Annotated in this window: 17 protein-coding genes and 1 other RNA gene; 5 read left to right on the forward strand and 13 right to left on the reverse strand. The window is 59.1% G+C overall.

Features of this window, described 5'->3' with window-relative positions:
• The first annotated feature begins 45 nt into the window (after nucleotides 1-45).
• On the forward strand, nucleotides 46-1164 hold the full coding sequence (locus tag FHJ80_RS06560) for a glycosyltransferase family 4 protein (RefSeq protein WP_139526183.1): 1119 nt from the start codon (nucleotides 46-48) through the stop codon (nucleotides 1162-1164).
• On the opposite strand, the gene FHJ80_RS06565 is transcribed toward FHJ80_RS06560, so the two are convergent.
• Complete coding sequence (locus FHJ80_RS06565) at nucleotides 1146-1889, reverse strand: 3-deoxy-D-manno-octulosonic acid kinase (RefSeq protein WP_139526184.1); 744 nt, start codon at nucleotides 1887-1889, stop codon at nucleotides 1146-1148. The genes FHJ80_RS06560 and FHJ80_RS06565 overlap by 19 nt on opposite strands.
• Here FHJ80_RS06565 and FHJ80_RS06570 point away from each other — a divergent pair.
• From FHJ80_RS06570 to waaA, 3 genes are read left to right on the forward strand one after another with little or no spacing between them, the layout of a single operon-like run.
• The gene (locus FHJ80_RS06570) at nucleotides 1888-2985 is read left to right on the forward strand and encodes a glycosyltransferase family 9 protein (protein ID WP_139526185.1); all 1098 of its coding nucleotides are present in this window, start codon (nucleotides 1888-1890) and stop codon (nucleotides 2983-2985) included. The genes FHJ80_RS06565 and FHJ80_RS06570 overlap by 2 nt on opposite strands.
• Nucleotides 2975-4405, forward strand: coding sequence for a bifunctional D-glycero-beta-D-manno-heptose-7-phosphate kinase/D-glycero-beta-D-manno-heptose 1-phosphate adenylyltransferase HldE (gene hldE, locus FHJ80_RS06575; protein ID WP_139526186.1), 1431 nt, complete (start codon nucleotides 2975-2977; stop codon nucleotides 4403-4405). The genes FHJ80_RS06570 and hldE overlap by 11 nt, the downstream gene beginning before the upstream one ends.
• Nucleotides 4405-5697 (forward strand): lipid IV(A) 3-deoxy-D-manno-octulosonic acid transferase, encoded by a 1293-nt coding sequence (waaA, locus tag FHJ80_RS06580; protein WP_139526187.1) that lies wholly within the window; start codon nucleotides 4405-4407, stop codon nucleotides 5695-5697. Before hldE ends, waaA begins: the two co-directional genes overlap by 1 nt.
• A 34-nt stretch (nucleotides 5698-5731) precedes the next feature.
• On the opposite strand, the gene pelG is transcribed toward waaA, so the two are convergent.
• The 9 genes from pelG to rpiA form a co-directional block, all read right to left on the reverse strand.
• Nucleotides 5732-7114, reverse strand: coding sequence for an exopolysaccharide Pel transporter PelG (gene pelG, locus FHJ80_RS06585; protein WP_139526188.1), 1383 nt, complete (start codon nucleotides 7112-7114; stop codon nucleotides 5732-5734).
• A 21-nt stretch (nucleotides 7115-7135) separates the two neighbouring features.
• Complete coding sequence (pelF, locus tag FHJ80_RS06590; protein WP_139526189.1) at nucleotides 7136-8710, reverse strand: GT4 family glycosyltransferase PelF; 1575 nt, start codon at nucleotides 8708-8710, stop codon at nucleotides 7136-7138.
• On the reverse strand, nucleotides 8707-9762 hold the full coding sequence (locus tag FHJ80_RS06595) for a HEAT repeat domain-containing protein (protein ID WP_139526190.1): 1056 nt from the start codon (nucleotides 9760-9762) through the stop codon (nucleotides 8707-8709). The genes pelF and FHJ80_RS06595 overlap by 4 nt, the downstream gene beginning before the upstream one ends.
• The gene (locus FHJ80_RS06600) at nucleotides 9749-11110 is read right to left on the reverse strand and encodes a PelD GGDEF domain-containing protein (RefSeq protein WP_139526191.1); all 1362 of its coding nucleotides are present in this window, start codon (nucleotides 11108-11110) and stop codon (nucleotides 9749-9751) included. Before FHJ80_RS06600 ends, FHJ80_RS06595 begins: the two co-directional genes overlap by 14 nt.
• Nucleotides 11111-11121: 11 nt before the next feature.
• A complete protein-coding gene (locus tag FHJ80_RS06605; protein ID WP_255303884.1) occupies nucleotides 11122-11733 on the reverse strand; it encodes a hypothetical protein in 612 nt (203 codons plus the stop codon).
• A gap of 2 nt (nucleotides 11734-11735) precedes the next feature.
• Nucleotides 11736-15425 carry a tetratricopeptide repeat protein gene (locus tag FHJ80_RS06610; RefSeq protein WP_176558222.1) on the reverse strand — a complete coding sequence of 1230 codons (3690 nt, stop codon included), beginning with the start codon at nucleotides 15423-15425 and terminating at the stop codon, nucleotides 11736-11738.
• The gene (locus FHJ80_RS06615; protein WP_239286352.1) at nucleotides 15412-18222 is read right to left on the reverse strand and encodes a bifunctional glycoside hydrolase 114/ polysaccharide deacetylase family protein; all 2811 of its coding nucleotides are present in this window, start codon (nucleotides 18220-18222) and stop codon (nucleotides 15412-15414) included. Before FHJ80_RS06615 ends, FHJ80_RS06610 begins: the two co-directional genes overlap by 14 nt.
• A gap of 39 nt (nucleotides 18223-18261) precedes the next feature.
• Nucleotides 18262-19233, reverse strand: coding sequence for an NAD-dependent epimerase/dehydratase family protein (locus FHJ80_RS06620; protein WP_139526193.1), 972 nt, complete (start codon nucleotides 19231-19233; stop codon nucleotides 18262-18264).
• A 239-nt stretch (nucleotides 19234-19472) separates the two neighbouring features.
• Complete coding sequence (rpiA, locus tag FHJ80_RS06625) at nucleotides 19473-20147, reverse strand: ribose-5-phosphate isomerase RpiA (RefSeq protein WP_139526194.1); 675 nt, start codon at nucleotides 20145-20147, stop codon at nucleotides 19473-19475.
• Between the two features lie 158 nt (nucleotides 20148-20305).
• Between rpiA and ilvA the strand changes: the two genes are divergently transcribed.
• Entirely contained in the window at nucleotides 20306-21820 is a 1515-nt protein-coding gene (ilvA, locus tag FHJ80_RS06630; RefSeq protein WP_139526195.1) for a threonine ammonia-lyase, biosynthetic, read from the forward strand.
• 410 nt (nucleotides 21821-22230) lie between these two features.
• Here the strand turns inward: ilvA and FHJ80_RS06640 are convergent, their stop codons facing one another.
• From FHJ80_RS06640 to FHJ80_RS06650, 3 genes are all read right to left on the reverse strand, one after another.
• Entirely contained in the window at nucleotides 22231-22866 is a 636-nt protein-coding gene (locus FHJ80_RS06640; protein ID WP_231125627.1) for a 5-formyltetrahydrofolate cyclo-ligase, read from the reverse strand.
• A gap of 6 nt (nucleotides 22867-22872) precedes the next feature.
• Nucleotides 22873-23055: non-coding RNA, 6S RNA (gene ssrS / locus FHJ80_RS06645), on the reverse strand.
• 58 nt (nucleotides 23056-23113) lie between these two features.
• On the reverse strand, nucleotides 23114-23419 hold the full coding sequence (locus tag FHJ80_RS06650) for a cell division protein ZapA (protein ID WP_139526197.1): 306 nt from the start codon (nucleotides 23417-23419) through the stop codon (nucleotides 23114-23116).
• Between the last annotated feature and the right edge of the window lie 159 nt (nucleotides 23420-23578).

Below are 23578 nucleotides of genomic sequence, written 5' to 3' on the forward strand. Positions count from 1 at the left end.
GATTGTAAGGATTGTTTAACGGTGCGCGGCTAGGTAGGGCATGCGATGGCGAAGAAGGTACTGCAACTGTGTCTTTCTGATGGCAAAGGCGGAATGGAGCTGTATGTCGATCGGGTGATTGAAGACCTAGTGTCTGAAGGCTGGGAGGTCAGGGGCATCTGCCTGAAAGATACCAAGGTAGAGAGCTATATGCAGCGTAAGGAAGTGCCCTATAAAGCCTTTTCGAGCAACGGCCAGGCGCTGTCCCAGCTATTCTCGATCCGCCGCTGGCTCATCAAGGAGGGCATTTCCGTCATTCACTGCCATAAATCGAGTGATCTGCGCCTCACCACCTTGTTGAAAGCACTGCTGCCGACACTAAGGATCATCTACACGGACCACGTGGGCGGGCAGCGGCCGAAAAAAAGCCCCTATCATCGCATGGCTTATGGCTGCGTGGACCGCGTGCTGTCTATCAGCCAGGCAACATACCAGCGCAATATCCGTAATTTGCCGCTTCCCCAGGAGCGGGTGGTGTGTTTGCCCCACGGCGTCGATATCGATAAGTACCAGCCCAATCGTGACCCCGCAGCCATCACGGCTAAGCGCGAAGCACTGAATGTTCCGGCCGATGCTGTATTGATCGGTCTGCCTGGCCGCGTGACGCCGGGTAAAGGCCAAGACATATGGGTAAAAGCGCTGCTGGAATTAGACCCCTCGCTCCATTTCTATGCGCTCTCGATCGGAGGCACGGACTATGCCTCGGGGGGTGTGGAGACATTTTATGCCGAGTTGCAGCGCACCATCGCGGGCACGCCGCTGGCGGATAAGATCGCCTTTCTAGGGCATCGCAGTGACCTGACGGAGATTCTACCCGTGCTGGACGTGGTGTGTATTCCTTCGGAAAACGAAGCGTTCGGTCTGACGATCATCGAGTCCATGGCCTGCGGTATGCCGATCATAGGCTCGAATACCGGGTCGTTGCCGGAGCTAGTAGATGCTGATTCCGGGGTGTTGGTAGGCCCGTTTGACGTGCCCGCCTGGCGCGATGCCATGACCACGTTGATTCGCGATGCCGACACACGCAAGGCCATGGGACTGGCCGCTCGGCGACGAGTCGAAGAGCGCTTCAGCAACAAGCAGCACGTAAAGCGCTTGATCGAGATCTACTCGGCGTCGGCATAGCCTGAGTAAAGCGGCGCCATCAGACGCTTCTCTTGGCCAGGGGCAAACTTCGCCACCGAGCGCTCCAGCCGCTGCAGGTTACGTGCCTGCCACTTGCCAGGCGGGCGCAGTCGGCAGCGGTCGAGATCGATCAGCCAGGGCTTGCCAGCCTCATCCACCAGAATGTTGCGGGCGTTGAGGTCGACATGGTCCAAGCCCGCTTGATGAAATCGCTTGATCATTGCGCCAACGCGCTTTAATAGCGCCTCGTCAGCCTCTTCATTGGTGAGGAGTGAGGCGAGCGCCCGAGCGCTGGGGATGCGCACGGTCAGCAGTGCCGCCTCATAAGTCAGCCCAAACCGGGTGACACAGCAGGCCACCGGACGCGGGACGGGCAGGCCTTGCTCATACAGTGCGGCGGTCAAACGCATTTCACGAAACGCCCGGGTTCGCTCGGCCCCCAGCCACACATAGCGCTGCTGGCTGAGCTTGGCGATAAGCCCGCCGCGCTGGTAAGGGCGCAGCACCCACTGCTCGTCGTCGCGCGCCTTCAGGAACAGGCTGCTACCTCGGCCCGGCGCTTCGCCGACCACCAGACCTCGCGTTCGCCAGTACGCTGCCTCGAACAGCGCCGCGCTTAGGGGGTGAACCGGGGAGGAGAGTTGGTGTGTTGCGCAGGCGTCACTTAAACTGTCTGCATCGTGTAGAATCAGCCCATTTTTCTGCCGGAGTGCCGCTAAGCGCATGAAGCCCTCTCTGCCTGTTCAACCAAACCATATTGCCATTTTGCGCCTCTCCGCGTTGGGAGACGTGTGCAATCTCGTGCCAACGGTGCGAGCGTTGCAGCGCCAGTGGCCGCATGCGCGCATTACCTGGATTATCGGCAAGGGGGAGCACAGTTTACTGGCCGGGCTTTCCGGGGTCGAGTTCGTCGTGTACGACAAAGCGACCGGGCTTACCGGCATGCGGGCCATCTGGCGTGAGCTGGCCGATACCCGCTTCGACGTACTGCTGCATATGCAACAGGCCATTCGCGCCAGCGTGCTCTCGCTTGGTCTCAAAGCCAACGTCCGGGTAGGGTATGACAAGGCCCGTGCCAAGGACGCTCAGCACTGGTTCACCCAGCACCAGTTGGCTCCCCATGCGAATGCCCATGTGCTGGAGTCGTTCATGGATTTTGCCCGTCTGCTGGGCGTCGAAGACGACCGCTTGGAGTGGAATCTTGCGGTGCCTACCATCGCCTACGAAGAAGCCAGAGGGATCAGTGGTGAGACGCCTTACTTGGTGATCAACCCCTGTAGTAATGCGCGGCTACGTAATTTTCGCAACTGGTCGGTGGAAGGGTATGCGAGCGTGATTGAACACGCCTGGGTACAGCACGGTCTGAAGAGCGTACTCACGGGGGGCGGCAGCCCCTTGGAGCGCGAAATGGGCGACCAGATCGAAGCGCTCTGCCAGTCGGGTAGCGTCATCAACGCCATCGGCGGCACCTCATTGAAAGGTGTCCTGGCGCTGATCGATAACGCCCGCGCAGTGATTGCTCCGGATACCGGCCCAGCCCATATGGGTAATGCCATGGGCACGCCGACGCTTGGCCTCTATGCCACCACTAACCCTCAACGGGCTGCGCCCTATCTGTGGCGCGATTTTGCCGTCGATGCCTACCCCGATGCGGTACGCACTTATCTGCATAAATCGGTGGACGAAGTGAGCTGGGGGCAGCGGGTGCGCCATGCCGATGCGATGGACTTGATCAAAGCGGACGACGTCATTGCCAAGTTAGACGCGCTGCTGGCGCACAGCGCAGCACACACCACAACAGGACTCTCGGATGAAAGTTGATCTAACCGCCCTGGAACATGCCCGCGTACTGGTGGTCGGGGATGTCATGCTCGACCGCTACTGGCACGGCGGCACCTCGCGGATCTCCCCGGAAGCGCCGGTGCCCGTGGTACGCGTGGAAGATGCCGATGACCGGCCCGGCGGCGCCGCCAACGTGGCGCTCAACGTGGCGTCCTTGGGCGGGCACGCCGCGCTGGCGGGTCTGGTGGGCGAGGATGACAATGCCGAGCTGCTCTCAAAGCGCTTGGCGGCAGCCAATGTAAGCACTTACTTCCAACGCAGCCCTGATATACCCACGATTACCAAGCTACGCGTGATGAGCCGTAACCAGCAGCTGCTGCGCCTGGATTTCGAGCAGCGTCTCGACAGCGTGGATACCAGCGCCCTGCTGGCACAAGTGGAACAGGCACTGCCCGAATGCGACGTGGTGATCCTGTCCGATTACGGTAAGGGCACGCTCAATCAAGTGGAGCATTTAATCGACATGGCGCGTCAGCACGGCAAGCGGGTGCTGATCGATCCCAAGGGGCAGGATTTCACCAAGTACCGAGGGGCTAGCCTGATTACCCCCAACCTCACCGAATTCGAGGCCGTGGTGGGGCCTTGCGCCACGGACGCCATTCTTGCCGAGCGTGGCGAAGCGCTGCGTGCCGAACTCGAACTCGAAGCGCTGTTGATTACCCGCAGCGAAAAAGGGATGACGCTGATCCGTGAAGGCCATGCGCCGCTGCATCTGCCCACCCGTGCCCAGGAAGTGTTCGATGTGACCGGTGCCGGTGACACCGTGATTGGCCTGATGGGGTTAGCGCTAGCCGCTGGCCACTCGCTGCCGGAAGCAATGATGCTGGCGAACCTCGGCGCGGGCTTAGTGGTGGCCAAGCCGGGCACCGCCACGCTCTCCATTGCTGAGCTCTACACCGCGCTGCACGGCGATAAGCTGGCCGAATTTGGCGTGATTACGCAGGCAGCATTGGTGGAGGCCGTGCGCGCCGCGCAGCGTCGCGGCGAGCGCGTGGTGATGACCAACGGCTGCTTCGATATTCTGCATGCGGGCCATGTGGGGTATTTAGAGCAGGCCAAGCGCCTAGGCGACCGCCTGATTGTGGCGGTGAACGACGACGCCTCCATTGGCCGCTTAAAAGGGCCAAAGCGCCCCATCAACCCGCTGAACCGGCGGATGCAAGTACTGGCCGGGCTTGGCGCGGTGGATTGGGTGGTGCCGTTCAGTGACGACACGCCTGCCGCCCTGATCGAGCAGGTACTGCCGGATATCCTGGTCAAAGGCGGTGACTACCGCCCCGAGGATATTGCTGGCGGCAGCGCCGTGATCGCCAACGGTGGCGAGGTCAAGGTGCTGGGCTTCGAAGATGGCGTGTCCACCACGGCAATGATCAGCTCGATCCTGGATCGCGAAAGCTAATGGCCCGCTGGCCACGGCTGGCCTACTCAGCGGCGCTGTATGGCTTAGCGCCGCTGATTGGCTGGCGCATCTGGCGTGAGCAAGTGCCCACTTACTCACGGCTCCAGCGGTTGGGGCTGCGCCTTGAACCACTGCCACCCGAACCGCGCCTTTGGCTGCACTGTGCCTCGGTAGGCGAGGTACGCGCTGCCCGCCCGCTGATCGAAGGGCTACTGGCGCGCTTTACTCACCACAGCCTGCTGCTGACCACCATGACGGCTACCGGCGCCAGACAGGCACAGGCGTTGATAGCAGAGCAGGGTACTGCCGACCAGACGCGTCTTGCCCACCGTTTTCTGCCGTTGGATTTTCCCGGCGCGGCCAGGCGTTTTGTGGCTTGCGTACAGCCGGACCTTGCCATCCTGTTTGAAACCGAGCTGTGGCCGAACCTGCTTCACGCTTGCCATCGGCAGGCGGTGCCCGTTGTCGTAGTGAACGGCCGACTATCACCCCGCGCGTTTGGCCGCTACCAGCGTTTGCGCCCGCTGATGCAGGGGGCCTTGGCCAACGTGACGTGGCTGGCCGCTAAATCACCAGAAGACGCCGAGCGTTTTCAAGCGCTGGGCTGTGCCGCTGAATCGATCTCCGTGGTGGGATCGCTGAAATTCGAGCAAGCCTTACCTGAAAGGGCGCTGGAAGAGAGTGAGCGCTTACTTCATGCGTGGGGTCAGCGTCCCGTCTGGGTCGCGGGCTCAACACGCGATGGTGAAGAAGCGCTGCTGCTCACGGCCCACCGCCAACTGCTTGAACGCTTTCCAGACGCACTGCTGGTGCTGGTGCCTCGCCACCCTCAGCGCTTTGACGAGGTGGCGGCACTGTGCGAACGCGAGGGCTGGGCAATGAGCCGCCGTAGCCAGCAGCAGCCTGTCACGTCCGCCACCCAGGTCTACCTGGGCGATACGCTGGGCGAGCTGGCGATGCTGTACGGCGCGGGGAGCGTGGCTTACGTAGGCGGAAGCTTGGTGCCACTGGGCGGGCATAACGTATTGGAGCCTGCCGCACTGGGTAAGCCCGTACTGTGCGGGCCGTCGCTGGAGAACTTCAGTGATGTTGCCGAGCCGCTGTTGGTGGCCAAGACACTGACGGTGGTAGCTTCCCACGATGCACTCGCCAGTGCGCTGGTAGATGCCTTTACCCACCCGGCCCGCGCCCTGCAGGCGGGCCAAGCGGGTAAGGCGGTCATTAAAGCCCAACGCGGGGCGCTCGCGCGTACCTTAACGGGTATTGAGCAGATGATCTCGATGCCGTCTTGATAGTAAGCATTCACTCCCTTCTTGCCCTGGCGGCCTACTTATGGGGCTGCAGCATGAACGTTTGGAACGTGAGCTGCTCAAACTCATGATCGAGTACCGCAAGCCCCACCAGCGACGTAAACAGCAGTGACAGCGCATAGCCATAGCCGTAAAACACTGGCCCTAGCATCTGGCTGAGCAGGGTGAGAAGCACATTGGCGATGAAAAATAGCAGGCATAGCCACAGCGCGGGTTTTAGGCGGTCGAGATAAAATAGCACGTTGAGGATTGCCATAAACAGTACTTGTATGGCGACTGCCACGATGTCGATATTAAATAGCGGCAGATACCAGTGGGAAAAACCGAGCCAGGAAAAAAGCATCGGTCCGCTGAGCAGTAAGGCCACGACCGTTATGCCCTGCACTTTAAAGATGTCATAAATGCCGTGCCGTACGCTGGCCATCATCTCACCGCGCAGGTCCTCAATATGCAGCAGCGTATCGCCTTGGCGTATGGCGTCGTAATACGCTTGGCAGCGCTCTGCGAAATCCGTCTCCATACGCATGATGAATACGGCCATGCCCGGTACGATGGAGAGGTACGCCAAGAAGATCGGCAGGTCGTAAATGGGTGAGGCGCGCAGCGGGCCAATAATGGTCTCCGAGGTGCCAGAGTGAAACCAAAAGACGAGCTTGTCTGCCCAGATACCGAGCTGATAAAACAAGCCAATGGCCATCAGCGCCCGCTGACACTGCCCTGCGCGGTGCAGGTCAAAGGCCCATAGCCGATCGCTTGGGTAGTGGCGAATCACCATCGCCAGCAGCGTAAAGAGCAGCAGGCTCTGGCCCAGCACAAAGCCCCCCAGTAACCCTATCAATCCGTAGCTGCTCAGCAGCATGCCACCCACGAAGGTGGCGCCATAGCCAAACGCAAAGGCCCACAGGACTTGGCGATAGGCCTTAACACCGGCAACGAACACCGTGACGCACCAGATCATGCTCAGCACGATAAAGCTCATCAGCATTTCAAGCTGATAAAGCCATGGCGTGCCTTGAAAGGTGAACCATAGAAGGCTTGTCCCGACGCTGGCCGCGACGAGTACCACCAGCGTGAGCAGACCAAACAGGTTCGGCAGAATCGCGCTGTCGCGCTTTTCAAACAGGCGGTCGGCCACAAAGCGGGTAAACAGCAGCTGCACCAGTGACGTTAGCAGCAGTGAACTAGCCACCAGCCAAGTCACCGAGACCAAAAACTCCGTTACATGGGCACTGCCACTGGGACTGGTCGCTGCGGACAACACCCCAAGCGCCATGACTGCCAGTATCGACAGCACCCAGGGCCCGGAACTGATCAAGCCTGCGTAGCCATAGGCACGCAGCAGGCTGACGTAGCTGTCCTGGCGCAGTAATCGCCGAAGCTCAAAACCAATGCCTGCCATAACCCCCTCCTCAACTAGGTATTAGCGCCTGCCAAGCGCGGTGAACAGGCGAGCTGCTGCCGTCATCGGGAGGGCGTCGGGGTACATGACCTCGTCATACAGCTGCAGATAGCGCGCCATCATTAAGGCCTCGGTATAGTCGGCCTCTACGCGGGCGATGCCTGCTGCGCGAGCGTCCAGCCATCTAGCGGGCTGCGTTAGCAGCTGCTCCATGGCATGGGCAGTGGCCATGGGGTTGGCGATGGGCACAATATGGCCCGCTGCCTGCTGTTGAGCAGGGTCGCCGATGACCAGCTCCCGGCAGGCGCCCACATCGCTGCACACCACCGGTATACCCGCCGCCATGGCTTCCAGTACTACCAGCGGCTGAGCCTCGCTAATAGAGGTCAGTACCACTAAGCGCACCTGGGCCAGTATCTCCTCGGTACGTTGGAAGCCAAGAAACCGCACCTGCTTTTCAACGCCTAGCTGCTGGACTAAATCGCGGCACTCTTGGGCGTAAGCTGGGTCTTCACTGTCGGGTCCAACAATCCAGCCCTGGGCTTCAGGGACTTGGCTGATAAGCTGGCGCATCGCGCGAATGAAGGTCTTGATATCTTTGATGGGGGTCACGCGGCCCAGCAGCGCCACGATCGGTTGCTGGTTGTGGGCGGTCGCGCTGCGCAACGGGGCGAAGCGCTCGATCTGAATCCCGTTGGGAATAATCCGCGTGCGCGCCTTCTCGGCACCGTCTTGTATCTGCCGTAGGCGGTTGCCTTCGTGTAGCGTGGTAATGTGCGAAGCGCTGGCATAGGTCATTCGGCCAAGGCCCTGGAAAAAGCGAATCCACATCTGGCGCAGGTAGCCCGTATGGATCTGAAAACCGTGGGATAGCGCATCGGTGGAGGTTTTGATCCACTTTGCCTCTAACAGGTCAATCTGCCGCTCCTTGGTATAAATGCCATGTTCGGTAATCGCGAAGGGGAGGTGGTGAATATGGTGCGCCAGCGCGCCGAGAAATCCCGCGTAACCGGTGGAAATGGCATGTAGGCAGCGCCCTTTAGGCAGTTTTTGCGCAATGCTGGCCAGCAAAAAGAGCGGCGCATGAATATTGCGCACCGACCAAAAGTAGTCGATGAACGAGGGCTCGGTGACGTGGGTCAGGTAGTGGTCAACGATTTGCTGCCAAGCCGCCTGGCTATGTAGAAAATCCTCGCGGCTCAAGCCGCCCCGTTGGCCAATCATTCGCGCCACATCACACAGGGCGCGTAGCGGGTCCTGCTGCTCAGGGTTGCGCAGGTTTTCGTGCAGCTCCTGCACGGTGTCGAACGTACTGAGATTGCCTCGACGCGCTTTGATGGCCGATAACGAGGGCAGGTCGTCCATTAGATAGTGGCACTCCAGATGCACCACGTTCGCGGGCCGCTCGAACAAAATACCCTGGTAGTGATCCGGTCGACCGCCCAAGAAAACCAATGCAAAGCGCAGTTGGGGCAGCCCTCGAATGAGCTGATCCACCCAAGCGCTCACGCCGCCTCGTACCATGGGGTAGGTGCCCTCGAGCAGTAAAATGACATCTGCCGGTGTATCGCGTTTACCCAGGGTGGGCCATGTCATCGCCAATACTCCATCAAGGGGTGTAGTACAGGGTGCTGCGCGGCGCTGGGGCTCAGCCGGGCAAGCTGCTCTTGCATGGCGTGGTAACGCCGGGTTTGGAAGGCCAGCTCCGCGCGGTAAGCGGCTAGGTCATCGTCCTCCATGCCTAGCAATGCGCACTGTGTAAACGCGGCGTCTGCGTCATCGAACGCTTTCAGTGCCAAGCACAAGCGACCGCGTAACAGCTGGCGATGGGCGGAGTTGGCAAGCCGAATGGCGGTATCGATCTCACTCAGTGCTTGGGTCAAATAAAAGTGTGCGGTGCTGCCTTGGGCGAGATGCAGATAGTCGTACTCCCAGTTCAGCATGGCGAGCGCTTCGGCATGATGGCCGTGAGGGTCACCATGTTGGTCACGGGTGGCCGTCAGCCGCTGAATACGCTCGTCTAAATCGCGCTCAATGTTGCTTAGCATGGAGTAAGCCAGCAAACGCACATCATCGGTTGGGTCTGCCAGCCCTAAGCGCAGTAGGCCAATGGCCTGCCTGGGTGGTAAATGGCGGCAAGCTAGAATGGCTTCTTGGCGTGCCACCGGGCTATCGGAGACGTTCAGGACGCTAGTGAGCCCTTCGCGCATAGCCATCGAATCAGCATTCGGGGGTGTCAGCGGCCGATAGGGAAGGGAGGGTAAATCTAGCGGTTGCCAAGCGCTAGGGCGTGCCGGGGCGGATAAATAGAGCGCGGGCACGACGGCTAGCAGTAAGCCGATAAAGGCAATGCCAGGCAGCAGAAACAGCAGCAAGAACAGCACCACTAGAGCGCCCAGTACGGGTTGCTGATAGTTGAGGGGGAGCGCCCGCCGAAGGCCTTCGGCCAGTAACACGCTTCCCGCCGCGTGCCCGGCCAGATGCGTTAGCGAGGGTGCCCCAACGCTTGCGCCCCAGCTATCCACTATCCCGTTATCCATTACCCAGCGATTGACTACCCACCCTTCTACCCCCAAGCCCGCTAACAGCCAGCACAGGCTTGTCAGCACGCGCCAACCGATATGGGGGCGCGCATTAGGACGGTACATGGGACACCTCGGCGTGATCGTGACGCGAGAGAAGCTTTTTGGCCGATAGTCGTCCGTCAATCACTTGGTAGCTGAGGCGAATGGCCTGACAGGCTTCGCCAAGACCAGGTTCAGAGGCCAAGCGTTCCTGCAGGCGCTCTGCGTATATGGTAAATGCGCGTGGCTGGGTTAAGGGGAGCAGCACATACAGGCGCCTTGGGAGACCTGCCTGACACACCATCCAGCTGCGATCCAGACCGCGCTGCTGCTGAGCGACGTTATCAACGGCCTGGTGCAGCTGGGCGTCGCTTAATGACTCCGCAAAATCGATGGCTACGAGCAGTGAGGTGAGCTGATGCTCTCGGGCATGCCGCACCCACTGCGCCACCAGCGAGCGCTGATGGCCCCCGCTGCCTTGGCTAGAGCACTGGGTGTGTCGAAGCATGTCACCTAGCTGGGCACCTAATACCGCCAGGAGGTGTAAATGACCGCGATGAAAATCAATGAACGGCATCGCCGTCACCGCCACCACGGCGTAAATTTGCTCTTCAACGTCCATGAGCGGTACGACGGCAAGCAGGGGAGCGTTATCAATATTGATGCCCTGGGCCATGGCGCTTTTCAGGCAGATCATACGGCGCTGTTCAAGGCAGGCCATTAGCATGGGGTCATGCCAATCCAGGGCTGTTTCCCCTCCAAACCACATTGCGGCCTGAGGCATAAGCCGTTGCTGCTGATCCACGGGCAACAGCACGGCTTGCTGAATGCGCGCGTGAAGCGCTAAAAAACCCAGCAGTTCATCACCATGCTGAGCCAGTGGATCCTGGTGTGAGGCAAGTGATAGGAACTTCTCTTCCAGTGCTCGCAGCGCATCACGCAAGGTAAACGGGTTGGCAGCCAGTCGCTCTGCCAGCTGATCGTGGGAGACACGCAGCAGCTGATAGTGGCGCACGAACTCCTCCAGGCGTGTTGATTGCGCACGGTGCAGAATGGCCATTTGCTGAAGACGCCGCCGCCACACATCCGCCATTTCACCTGCCACCATGCCCACCAAAATGAGCGCGATGGCAATCGGCAGCCGCTGGGCACGCTCGACGAACAAGTCGCCGTGATACCAAACACCTTCCAACCCCATGATGGTGACGCTGAGCAAGGCACTGACAAAGCCCAGGGCGAAACCGTAGCGCATCCCGACGAGCAGGGGGGCAATGGCCAGCAGCCACGTCAGGCCACTACCCAAAAGCAGCGGATCGTTTGGATTAATGATCCAGCCAATCACTGGCAGCGCTAGGGTGATGATGAGGGTTTCCAGATAGCGCAGCCAGCGGGGGGCAAGCGCGGGTTGCAGTTCGTCTATATGGGTGGCCATGGCAGACCCCTCTATTGCAAAGGCAGCGTGTCTAAGAGATCCGCCATGAGTTTCTGCGCGACGCCGCTAGTGGTACTAAACCCCCAGCCAGTGCGCGCGCCGCTGGCGCTCCACACGATGTCGCCGCTATTCACATCCACCACTCGCAGGCTCATACCAATCGCCGGTTCGCCATCTAATCCTGCTTTGTATTGCCACTCATCCAACGAGCCGGTGACGCCGTAGCGCACGCCTTGCTGCTGCGCCCAGGCAAGCGCTGCCTGGTAATCCTGGTCGCTGGGCAGGCTGAGTAAGTCCATGGCGTCTGGCCGTGGCGCTTGGCGGAGCGAGTGAATGCCGCGTTGCTGTAACAGGGTCATCAGGCTAGCTTCCGCTTTGTGTCCCGCAAGCGGTGTTTCAGAGTGATTGGCGAGGGGTAGCAGGGCCCAGCTGGCTTGTCGGCTGACGGGGTCAGAGCGATGCACATCGGTAACAGCGCAGCCGCTCAACCACAGGCTCAGCAGCACAAGCCACAAAAGAGGCTTTGATAGGTAGGTATGCATAGCGGTATCTCCGAGGGCGCTCGAGCGGCGCTGCAAGCAGTGGGTGGAGTAACGGCATGGCCGCTGGTTTACCTGTGACATGGCTAGTGCCCCAGAAAGTAGTGATAGGTCAGTGACACGCCCAGGCTAGTGTCACCCTCGCTGCCAGACCCTTGATCCGCTTCTAACTGCAGGCTGAGCGCATCGTTGCCAAATAGGCGACTACCGACAGCCAGGCGAGCGTTTAGCCCAATATCGTTATCGGGCAGCCGGTAGCCGGCCTCTAACCCGACTTCCAGCATGGGGGAGGCCAGCGTTGGCGATGTGGCGTACGGGTTGCCGCGGCGCAGTGTGACGCCCACCCCCATAAAGCTGCTGGTGTCGGTGAGTAAATCGGTGGCTTGGGTGTCTGCTGCGAGCCGCCGCTGAATATCGTCAGGCAGAGCGTCGTTGACACGGTAGTCGGCGTGGTTAGCGAGCAGGCTTATCTCTAGCTGCCGCGTTGCCCCTTTGATCAGCGCATGTCGCCAGGCGGCATCGACGCGGTAACCCTCTCCCAGGCTTGCGCGGGTTTCCCGGCTACGCAGGTCGATATGACTGGCGTTGAGGGTCAGGGTATCGCGGGCGGTGGGTGTCCACTCCAGCTGGGCTCCCACGCGATCCTCAATGGCCAGCAACCGTAGGCGCTCATTGATCTCTGAGGTTTGGCTAATCTCGCCATAGAGCGTACCGGCAAGGCGTGACGTAGCTTGCCAGCGCTGCGTCGCGCTGCCATAGGTGCGATTGACCCGGTCCGTTTGTAGTTGGCCAACGTTGAGCTGGGTATCGAGCCTGGGGCCATTCCAGCCCAGGGTTAATTCGCCTCCGCGCTCATCGGTGATACCGCTGCTATCAACGTCATTAGAAGGAGCATCCAACTGGCGTTGTACCAGCGTTAGCTGGCCCCAGAAGCGTTCGCCGCTGAGTTGGTAAACGGCTTCTTGTTCGGCAATCTCCAGCTCTCCCAGGCGTTGATAGGAAGCGCTGCTGGATAGCCGATGGGGCATGTCCTGGGCGAGCTCCACAAGGTCTTGGCGATGGTCTTCCCCTGCCTGGGTCAGCGTTTCTGCCAGTGCACGGGCATCCTGGCGGCGGTCAAGCTGGCGCATGATGGCCAGCCGGTCGGTGGCAGAAAGCGTGCGGCCTAGATCACTCTCCAGCAGCTGTTTTAGCGTATCGCGATCATTTTTTTCCATCGCCACGGCGAGCACTTGCCATGGCGGGCTGGGGAAGCCCAGAGCCTGGGCGCGCAGCAGCACATAGCGGGCATGGAGTGGACGCTGTAGGGCGATGTTGGCGTCGAATAACCACTCGCTCTCACGGGCTTGGGCGGGGGTGGTCGCAAACGCGTCGGCCACGATATGGCGATACCAGCCGTGTACGCTGTCTGGCCCCTGGCGCTGGGCAACCAGTGCCATCACTTGTATCTGTTCACGGCGTTGCTCACTGCTCAGCGGTGCGTCGAGATCTTTCAGCAGCCCAGGGGAGAGTTGGTTAAGGGCGGCGATACGGCGGGTAAAGGCAACGTTATGCTGGCCGCTTTGGTCTAGCGCGTCGGCGTAATAAAGCTGCTGCCAGTCATCCAGCACGCGGGCATCGCTGGCCATGGCGTACCACGTCAATGCGTGGTCCAAATTGCCTAAATAGCGATGGCCCTCTGCCATGGCGCTCATCATGGCGGGCGTATTGGCAGCGGTGGGCTGCCACTCTACGAGGCGTTGGCGCAGCACGTCCGACTCGCCTGCTGCGGCCAGGGCGTAAAGCATGCCCGCTTGTAGGCTTGGGTTATCGGTTGAGAGCTCCAAGGCGCGCTGATAAGCCGCCATGGCCTCGCCTGGAGCTCGCTGCAACAAGGCTTGCTGCGCGACGGCTCCCCAGTAATCGGGCGACTGCGCAAACTGTTCTGGGGCTTGATCGGCCATGGCCAATAGCGTTTGTGTCAGCGCAGGCTGGCGCTCACGCTGGGCGAGGTACAGCATTTGGATTAAGGCATCGCCATCTTTCGCTTGTGTCCAGCGCTGTTCCGATACGCGCATGGCGAGGTCTAACTGTTGCTGATCGGCGGCGGTCTGGATAAGGCGTGAGGTGCCGTCTGCATCAAGGGCACCTTGCTCAAACAGGGCGGTATAGGCTTCTAAGCTGGCCGCACTGTCACCTAACTGCCATGCCAAGGCGGCCCGCTGTTGCCAATAGCCGGTGGCGGCGTCTTGGGGAGTGGATGGCGCGTTGGCAAGCACGTCGAATGCGCTATCCAGCCGCCAGTTTTGTGCCAATACGTTGCTCTGTGCTTGAACAAACGCAGGCTGAGCGCCGTATTGCGCAGTGATGGCGGTCCAGGCCTCGTCTGCTTCGTCCAAGCGTCCAGTTTGCTCTAGCCAGGTAGCGGCGCGGATGGCCAGCGCCTGGTCGCGAATGCCGGCGGCTTGCCAGGATTGAATGCGGGCGATGGCGGTATCTGGATCGCCCAGCTGTTCCAGCAGGTCTGCCCAGAGACGGCGATCCTCTAGCGTGATGGTGCCATTGCTCTCCAGGCGGGTGAGCGCCTGCAGGGCGGCGTTGCGATCACGCACGCTAAGAGCCAGCGCCACGACCCACCGATCATGCCGCTCTTCACCTGTCAGTCTCGCTAATGTTTGGGCACTCTGCATGGCCCCCGCCGCATCGCCCGCCCACTGCTGCGTTTGCGCAAACTGCTCTAAATAGCGCGGCTGCTCTGGGTGACGTTGGCGGAGAAGGGTCAGCGCTTCAAGCGCAGCGGCGAGCTCGTTAAGCCCCAGCGCGATGGTGACATGACGCTCCAGCGTTGCAGTGTCGGGCCGTACGTCGATGAGCCGCTGCGACCACGCTAGCGCCTGTTGGGGCTGGCCGTGGGCAAGCGCCAAACGAATACCCAGGTCCAGCAGCTCAGGATCGTTGGGAAACACACTAAGGTATTCGCGGGCGTAACCAACGCCGTCGTCGTCCTGGCTTTGCTGTGCTGAGCGCAGCGCTTCAAGCGCCGCGGCCCGTCTCAGTGACTCGGGCGATGCTTCGCCAGCTTGAGCGTAGGCAGGGCTCACCAGCCAGCCTAGCCAGCCGAGTGTCATCACGGATGTTTCCGCCACTTGGTAAGCGCGGTGCCAAGCCGCAGCGGAACGATCAGGGTGTCCCGCACGCAGCCACCAGTGGCCTGCCAGTGAAAGCCAGTGGTATTGACGTTCCCGGTCCTGTTCTCCTAGCCGCTCATACAGGGCCGCTGCATGGGCTGGATGCTCCGTGGCCAACCAGTACGTAGCCATGGTTTCCAAATAATCCGAGGACAGAACCGCATGACGTTGAAAGGCCAGCAGCAAGTGCTGAAAGTGCTGAACTGCGTTCAACCGGTCTGAATGGTCGGGAGCAATAGCCGCCAACAACTGCCACTCGATGCTGAGTCGCAACCACTGCACTGCTGTATCAGGACTGTTATGCAGCGGTTCTAAGGTTGCGTTTGCGAGCGCAAACTCGCCCACCTGAAACAGTTTGTTGGCGAGGCTGATACGCAGCTCGCTATTGCCAGGGTTAGCGTTGAGCAGCGCCTGGGCGTAAAGGATTGATATCCGGCTTGGCATACTGTCGTTATTTTCCAGCGTGAGCAGATGATGCGCCGGAAAAAGCAGTACCAGTATCAAGGCCACGACGGCAGCAATGAGCCGTAGCGTGAGCGGTCGAATGAGCCGCCGCGAGGGTAGCGCCGCCCCCTTACGCGCGGTAATGGCAGGCTTATCGGACAGCACAGCGCACCTCGATACGCTCACCGCGAGCGCTGCCATAGTGTAGGAAGGTACTGGTGCCGCGCTGCTCTAGGCGCGCAGTCGGTGCTGAGACTTGGCAGCCCTGGGTGGCAGCAAGCTCCACCTGCAGAGGCACTTGCTCAGCTGCCAAGGAGAGGGTGATGTTGCCTGGAGAGAGGTGCTGCCATGTATCAATACGTCCGTTGGCATAGCGCAAGTGCGGTGTTTGCGGGGCATGAGGGGTGAGATACAGCTGGGCGTCGTTTGTACCTGAGAGTGCCACATAGCGACCTGACTCAATCTCGCGAACACCCGCCACATTCGTTGAGCGCTGCAGATCGGGCCAGCCAAGCGATGTCGGCAGGCGCAGGGTACGCATGTGTTGGGTACCCTGAATCACCCAGCCGCCGTCCAGGTGGCGTGCAACACCCGTGTGGTACCACTGGGTGGCCACATCGCTCCAGGTGCTGGTGTAGACCGGCAGTGTCTCTTGGGTGAGCACGTACTCGTACACTTGGTGCAGTGCCCGTAGCGCGCCGGGACTGGCGGCCGAATAAAAGTGGTAATAGATATCGATGGGCTTTAAGCGGCGAGGCTGATCGGTGATCTGGTAGGTTTCAATGGCGCGCCGATAGCCCCAGAGCGGGCCAAGCATATTGTTGGTGTAGACGTTTTCATTGATTTGCGGCGCGTAGACCTGCAGGTAGTGGCCCACGGGGCGCAGCATCGGAGACACCCGGGTCATGGTGGGGTTGCTATGGGTAACACTGGTGTTGCCGCCATTGATATTGCGAAGCCCCAGCTCATCGGCAATGGCCAAGGCTTCTTCCGGCGGCAGCGCGTTGCCTGTCCAGAGCACGACGCTGACCGGCTTGTCAGTGGGGGCTAGCGCGCGGTTGATGTAGCGGGCAGAACCTTCAATTTCTCGACGTAATGAAAACCGGTAGTTGGGTATCGGCAGGTTGTAGTTGAAGCCTGCGGTGGTGGTTCCCTGACCCGCTAAATCATTTTCTTTGAGGCTTTCCCATTCGAAGGGGTGGCTGAAGGTATGGGTCGCCACCTCTACCCAAGGCAGCGCGAAGATACGACGTGCCAAGGGCTCGAGTACCGAGCGGTACTGCGGGTACAGGCCGTCTGGGCCTATTTCACCCTCGATGATCGATACCGTCGTAGGGACTTGATAGCGCATCAGAATATCGGACAGCATCAATTCGCCGGTAAAGGGCGTGCCCGGCAGATCGGCTCGGCTGACAAAGGCGTCGCCATCGATCTGGGTCATCCAATAACGTGCGCCGTTCTCTGTGGTGGCGTCGGGCACTGGCATATCGGGAAGTGCCAGGGCGCGCTGCAAAAAGACAAACGGGTCGATGTTCCAGCGTTTTTGATACTCGTTCGCCTCTTCAACCACCCATGGGTGGCTGGCCAAGCCTCCCCAGGCGCCGGTCACAATGGGCGAAAATTGGCGGCCCGTGCTGTCGCGAATGGTGAGGTGGGCGGTGAGCCCACTGCCCACAATTTCGTAGCTGGTTTGTGGCACGGGCGGCGGGGTTGGCATGCCCTCGAAATTGGCGACGTCATCATGACTGGCCAGGGTGAGGCCTTGAGGGTTGATGCCGTAGACCTCACGCAGCCCCATCAAGCGGCCTAGCGTGCCGGAAATCGGGATCCCCGGTATACCCACTATCGCGGCTCGCAAGCCGTGCTCCATCTGGTGCTGTAACCAGGCGCTATAGCGGGGAGCGTTCGCAATAGGTTCGTTGAACCAGGTCACGACACCGGCGTAACGGCCATGTAGCAGATCGCTGGGTAGTGGCCCATTGACGTCCAGATATTCTGCTCCATAACCCAGGTATTCCAGTGGCATCGCCAGGTAGCGATGCGCGTTGGTGTAGGCCAGCTCCCCAGCTTCCGTTTTAGCCTTATCGAAAAAGATCAGCACTCTGCGTGGGATGGGCTCAATGAGTCCCACGCCCATTTGATTGAGCTGCGGCACGCTAACCCAGGGAATAAACCCTTCACCATGAATCCGTTGGGCGGTTTCTCTGGCAAGCGTACGGTTATTGGCGGGTACATAATCAATGGCAATGGCCGGTAAGCGATAGTGGTCGCGCACGCGGGCGAGCTGCGTATACAGCCAGGCTCGATCGTTGTCGGGGACGGCACCATACACTTGGGTGGCCGGGTTCCAGCCGCGATAAAGCGACTCCGCCGCGACGCCAACGATCTGCCCTTGCACCTGGTTCAGCACTTCAAACCCACGGTTGAGGAGCAGCTGCATGTCGGGAAACTGCTGCTTGATGGAATGAATGATGTCCACCAGTGCGGCCTGCTGACGTTCGGCGGCCGGACCATCGGGTGCAAATAAGCGATAGCTGTCTAAGGTATCTAGAAACAGGCCGCGATATCCTGTCTCCCAGAGCGGGCGAATGTGCTCCTCAATTAGGTAAGTACGCCACGCCGAGTGGGTGAGATCGGCCACCTGGCTATTCCAGGCGGTGTTAGAGGTGACGAGTGCATCAGCGGGCAGCGAGGTGGCAGCCCCCCGCCATGCGTCGAGCTCACCGATGCTGACATAGGCAAACGGCTGGCCTCCATGCTGCGCCAGCAGGCGCTGCTCGGCGCTGTCGACATTGGCGGCCTCCACCACGATCCAGTCAAACTGAGAGAGCAGTTCAACCGGGGGCTCGTTACCGTAGTAAAACGCAACGCTAGGCTGTTGGACGGGGGAGTTTGCGTAAACAGCGGAGCCGATAAGCCCGAGAAGCAGCCATGTCAGCGTGCGCATAAAAAGCTTCGCCATCGGTGCCACCTGTCGTGTCAAGAGTCGGTGAAGAAGGGGCTAAGCGTTTATGCGCGAGGGCTCATCAAGATAGCCGTGCGCAGGGCTTACATAACTAATCAGCTCGCTTAAGCCTTCTGTCAAGGTCCACGTTGGCTCGATCATTAACCACTCGGATAAACGTCGGTTGTTGCCGCACGAGTCCCGAATATCCTCGGCTTTGGCGGGCAGGTGCTGTGGGGTCAAATGGCAGTGGGTCAGTTGTCCCAACAGATCAATTAACGTGAGCAAATCAATCTGCTGACCAGTGGCTACGTTGCAGATGCCGCACTGGGGGCTAAATAAGGCGGCCACGTTTGCCCGGGCAATATCGCCCACATAAATAAAATCCCGCGATTGCAAGCCATCCCCGAACACTAGGGGGGGCTGATGGCTGAGAAGACGGTCGAGGAAGCGTGCAATGACGCCCGCATACGGGGAGTTAGGGTCTTGGCGGGGACCATACACATTGAAATAGCGAAGCCCTAGGCTGGGTAGGCCATGCAGACTACCTAATAGGGCCGCATAGCGCTCATCGATCCACTTCTCTAGTCCATACGGTGATAAAGGCTGCAGTTCGGCCTCTTCTGGCAATGGCAGTTGTGCAGGAATACCGTACACCGCAGCCGAGGAGGCGTAGACGAGTTTACTCACATGGGCCATAGACGCCGCATGCATGACGTTGAGGGCACCTAAAATATTATGGGTGGCAGAGCCCACAGGATCGGCAACGGAGCTTGCCACGGAGACTTGGGCAGCTAGATGCAAACAATGTGTCACCCCCTTCATGGCGGTTTGAACATCCTCTACGCTGCGAATATCGCCGACGACGACGTCTAGTAAAGGGTGTGTAGGGAGGTTGCTTAAACGCCCTGTGGAGAAGTTATCTAATACCCTGACGCGATGGTTGTCTTGCAACAGTCGCTCGACGGTATGGGAGCCGATGAATCCTGCGCCGCCAGTCACCAATACATGATGTGGGTACGTTAGCATGGTCTTTCTCCCGTGAGGCCCAAAACACCCGATAGTGTGACACTAAGGATTCGTGCTTTGAAACAGAATGTATCTTAATGTTTAATTGATTTACATTGAGATACAAGGAGAGAAAGGCTGATATTTCTCCTCAGTAAAAGAGGCTTCTTCTAAGTCTCATTGAATGAGTGGCAAGCCCCTTTGAATAAAAGAAAGGGCCAGCACTGGGCTGGCCCCTTAATGAGATGGGTGACTCAAGGTTAGCGTAACGCCTTGCGCTCTACGCCATCCGTCTTACCCAGTAGCAGCACATCGGCGCCACGCGCGGCAAATAGACCGTTGGTCACGACACCGACGATAGCGTTGATACGCGCTTCCATTGCCACCGGGTCCTCAATCATAAAGTTGAAGCAGTCAATAATATGGTTACCGTTATCCGTCACCACGCCTTGGCGATACACCGGCTCTGCCCCTAGCTTGACCAGCTCACGGGCGACGTAGGAGCGCGCCATGGGAATGACTTCCACGGGTAGCGGAAACTGGCCTAGCTGTGCCACGTATTTCGAACCATCGGCAATACAGATGAAACGCTTGGCGCAGGCAGCGACGATTTTTTCTCTCGTGAGCGCTGCACCACCGCCTTTGATCATATGTAAGTGTGCATTTACTTCGTCTGCGCCATCGATATAAAAAGGCACGTCGCCCACATGATTGAGCTCGAACACCTCTATGCCGAGACCTTTTAGTCGTTCGGCGCTGGCTTCTGAGCTGGCCACGGCGCCTTTGAAACGGTCGCGTAAGGGGCCTAGGCGGTCGATAAACAGGTTGGCCGTCGAGCCGGTACCAATACCCAGTACGGTCTCTTTTTCCAAGTGAGGCGTAATCTCGTCGATAGCAGCGTCGGCTACCGCCGCTTTCAATTCATCTTGTGTCATGATGGGTCCAATAGTCGGAGAGGCAGTCGCCCTTAGTATAACGGGCCAAGCGTCCAGTGCCGATGGAAACGCCGCTGGACGTTGCCCATTGTCATCTGCTACCAATAAAGGCTTTTCTCGCGCCCGCCAGGGTCACGTCATTTTTCTGGGATGTCAGCATGCTCGAAGCCACCGTCAAAAAGATCCTCCAAGCCCGCGTTTATGAAGCCGCTTGTGAGACGCCCATTTCGCCCGCTCCCTTTTTGTCGCGTCGCTTCAATAACCAGATTTTGATCAAACGTGAGGATTTACAGCCGGTCTTTTCGTTCAAAATTCGTGGTGCCTACAACAAAATGGCCCAGTTGACCGATGAGCAGAAGGCCAAAGGGGTCATCGCGGCGTCGGCGGGCAACCACGCTCAGGGGTTGGCTATGGCCGCCAAGCTGATGGGCGTGAAAGCGGTCATCGTCATGCCGCGCATCACTCCGGATATCAAGGTTCAAGCGGTGCGCGCTCGTGGCGCTAAGGTAGTCCTCAAAGGCGATGCCTTCGCGGCGGCTGCCGAGCATGCTCAGGAACTGATCAACGAGCACGGTTACACCTATATTCCACCGTTTGACGACATCGACGTGGTGGCCGGGCAAGGCACCATTGGTGTCGAAATTCTGCGCCAGCACGGAGGGCGTTTGGACGCGATTTTCATCCCCGTCGGCGGCGGTGGCCTGATTGCCGGCGTGGCAGCCTACGTAAAGTACCTGCGTCCAGACATCAAAATCATCGGCGTGGAAGCCGAGGATAGCGCCTGTCTCAAAGCCGCTATGGAGGCCGGCGAGCGCGTGGTGTTGGATCAGGTCGGTGTCTTTGCCGAAGGCGTTGCGGTAGCGCAAATTGGTGAAGTGCCGTTCTCGCTGGTGCGCGACCTCGTCGACGACGTGATTACCGTGAATACCGATGAGATGTGTGCCGCGGTAAAGGATATTTTCGAAGATACTCGCGCCGTTGCTGAAACCTCTGGCGCACTCTCGTTGGCAGGTCTCAAAAAGTACGTTCAGCAGACGGGGGCTGAAGGCGAGACGCTGCTGTGTATCAATTCGGGGGCCAATACCAACTTCGACCGCCTGCAGCACATTGCCGAACGTACCGAGCTAGGCGAGCAGCGCGAAGCCATCTTGGCCGTTACCATCGCCGAAAAACCCGGCAGCTTCAAGAAGTTCTGCCGCACGCTGGGGAAACGGATGGTGACCGAATTTAGCTACCGCTACGCCGATGATAGCGACGCGCATATCTTCGTGGGCGTTCAAATCAAGCCGGGCGGTGAGGATCGACAGGCGGTGATCGATAAATTGCGCGAAGGTGGTTATCAGGTGGAAGATTTAACCGATAATGAATTAGCAAAGCTGCATATTCGCCATTTAAGTGGCGGACGCCCCAGCGAGCGTTTTGAAGAGGAGCTTTATCGCTTTGAGTTTCCAGAGCGTCCTGGTGCACTGATGAATTTTTTAACTCAACTGCCACACGATTGGAATATCTCTCTATTTCACTATCGTAATCACGGTGCTGCTTATGGGCGTGTATTAGTGGGTATGCAAGTGCCGAGCGAGGATCGCACGCACGTCACCGAGTACTTGGATGCCATTGGCTACCGCTATTGGCAAGAGAGCGATAACCCCGCCTATCGACTCTTTATGGCGTAACCTAATGTAAGTAAGCGCTAACAGTATGGGCTAGAGCTGCTAGGCAGGTGAGAGTGACTGAAACGTTTAATTGAGGGCTTAAAATAGTGCTTTTAGCAGTTGTCATCGAGCCCCTTATGGCCCTATAGTCGTGAACGAAATTAATGAGGTGTGTCATCTTCTCGACATGAAAAGTTTGGTGGCGCACTTAAGGGTATTTGGCAACTGCGAAAGACGTTGGAGAAGAGGCATGCGGCGTAGAAAGCCTGATATGGTGATGGCGTTAACAGTGGTGTTTTTACTCGGCGTATTAGCCACTGGATATGCACAGGCGCTATCAGGAAGTTAACCAACGGTTAATGTGAGCGTCCTTGGCAACCATGCTGCACCTACTGGGTGAATAGACAATAAAAACGGGCTGATCCTTGTGATCAGCCCGTTTTTATTGGGCGTACCACGCCGGTATCGCTGGCGACCGCAGTGAGAGGAATATCCCAAGGTTCAACGGGCAGCGATGCTACTTGCTGACAGGCATGAGCCACGCCAATCAGCGCAGGGGCTGGCCCGGGATGACGCATGAACGACAAGCTGCGGTCGTAAAATCCACCGCCCATGCCCATTCGATTCGCCTGACGATCGAAACCCACTAGCGGCACGATGAGCGTGTCCAGTGCCCAGGCGGGCAGTCGATGGCGGCGCTGAACGGCAAATCGCGGACAAGGTTCGGCAATACCGAAGCGATTGTGGATCATGGGGGTGTTGGCGTCGTACGCCACGAACCAAAGGCTGTTGGCGCTAAACGGGCGAAGCACGGGCAAGTAGATGGCCACACGCCGTTTGCGTAGCCAAGGAATGAGTGGCGTAGGGTCAATCTCGCTATTGACCGGCAGGTAGAGGCTGATGCGCTTGGCGCGACGGATTTCAGGGAGCTGCTTCAAGCGCTGGCATAGCGCCAAGGCGGCTTGCCGCTGCTGTTCGGCGGAGAGCGCGCGACGACGACGTTTCAGCTCGCGCCGGAGGGCTGGCTTGTCATTAGGTGAGGTAAGGCTCATCTCATAAGACGTCATGGCAAAGTGTTCCCCAGAATGCCGCTGTCGTTCTGGCCCTGAACCTACTGGTTCAGGTGGGTGGCCGCAGCCAAACCGTCAGGCTTTCCGACGCACGGACATGCACACGGGTCTGGCTAGCATTTGGCCCCCTGGGTACTGCGCATAGGCTCGAGGGACTATAACGACTGGCGTACATCCCAGAGAACACCGCTATCCTAACAGAGCCGCAGCTAATGCCAAAGTCTCGGTTGCAAGAAGGCGTGGTTCAAGGCGCATTGCGCCGAGTGCCCGCTAGAGCACGCTCGAGCCGCTCGCTCAAACGGTTCAGATTGGCTTCACCGGCCCGGTGCTCATCCAGCGCTTCTAGCAATTCATGGGTAATATTGAGCGCGGCCATGATGGCGATGCGCTCACTTCCCAGGACGCTGCTTTGGGCGTGTATGCCGTGCATCGCGCGGTCCAAATAGCGAGCAGCGCGTTCGAGCTGGGCTTCTTCGCCGGTGTCGCAAGCAATCATATAGCTGCGACCCAGTAGGGTAATCTCTTTCGTTGGCCGCTTTGCGTGACTCATCAAAGACTCCAGCACGGGCCAGCAAGGGTCCCGATGCGTTAACATCACTACATAGGAAGGATAGACGGCGTTCACTATAAGAGAGCCGCTTGTGCGGGGTCAACGCGAAGGCTTCCCGCCCTATCCCTTTGGTCATACCCTTATCTTTGGTAAAGCGAG

The sequence above is a fragment of the Halomonas sp. BL6 genome, from assembly GCF_006228115.1.
Lineage (GTDB): Bacteria > Pseudomonadota > Gammaproteobacteria > Pseudomonadales > Halomonadaceae > Vreelandella > Vreelandella piezotolerans.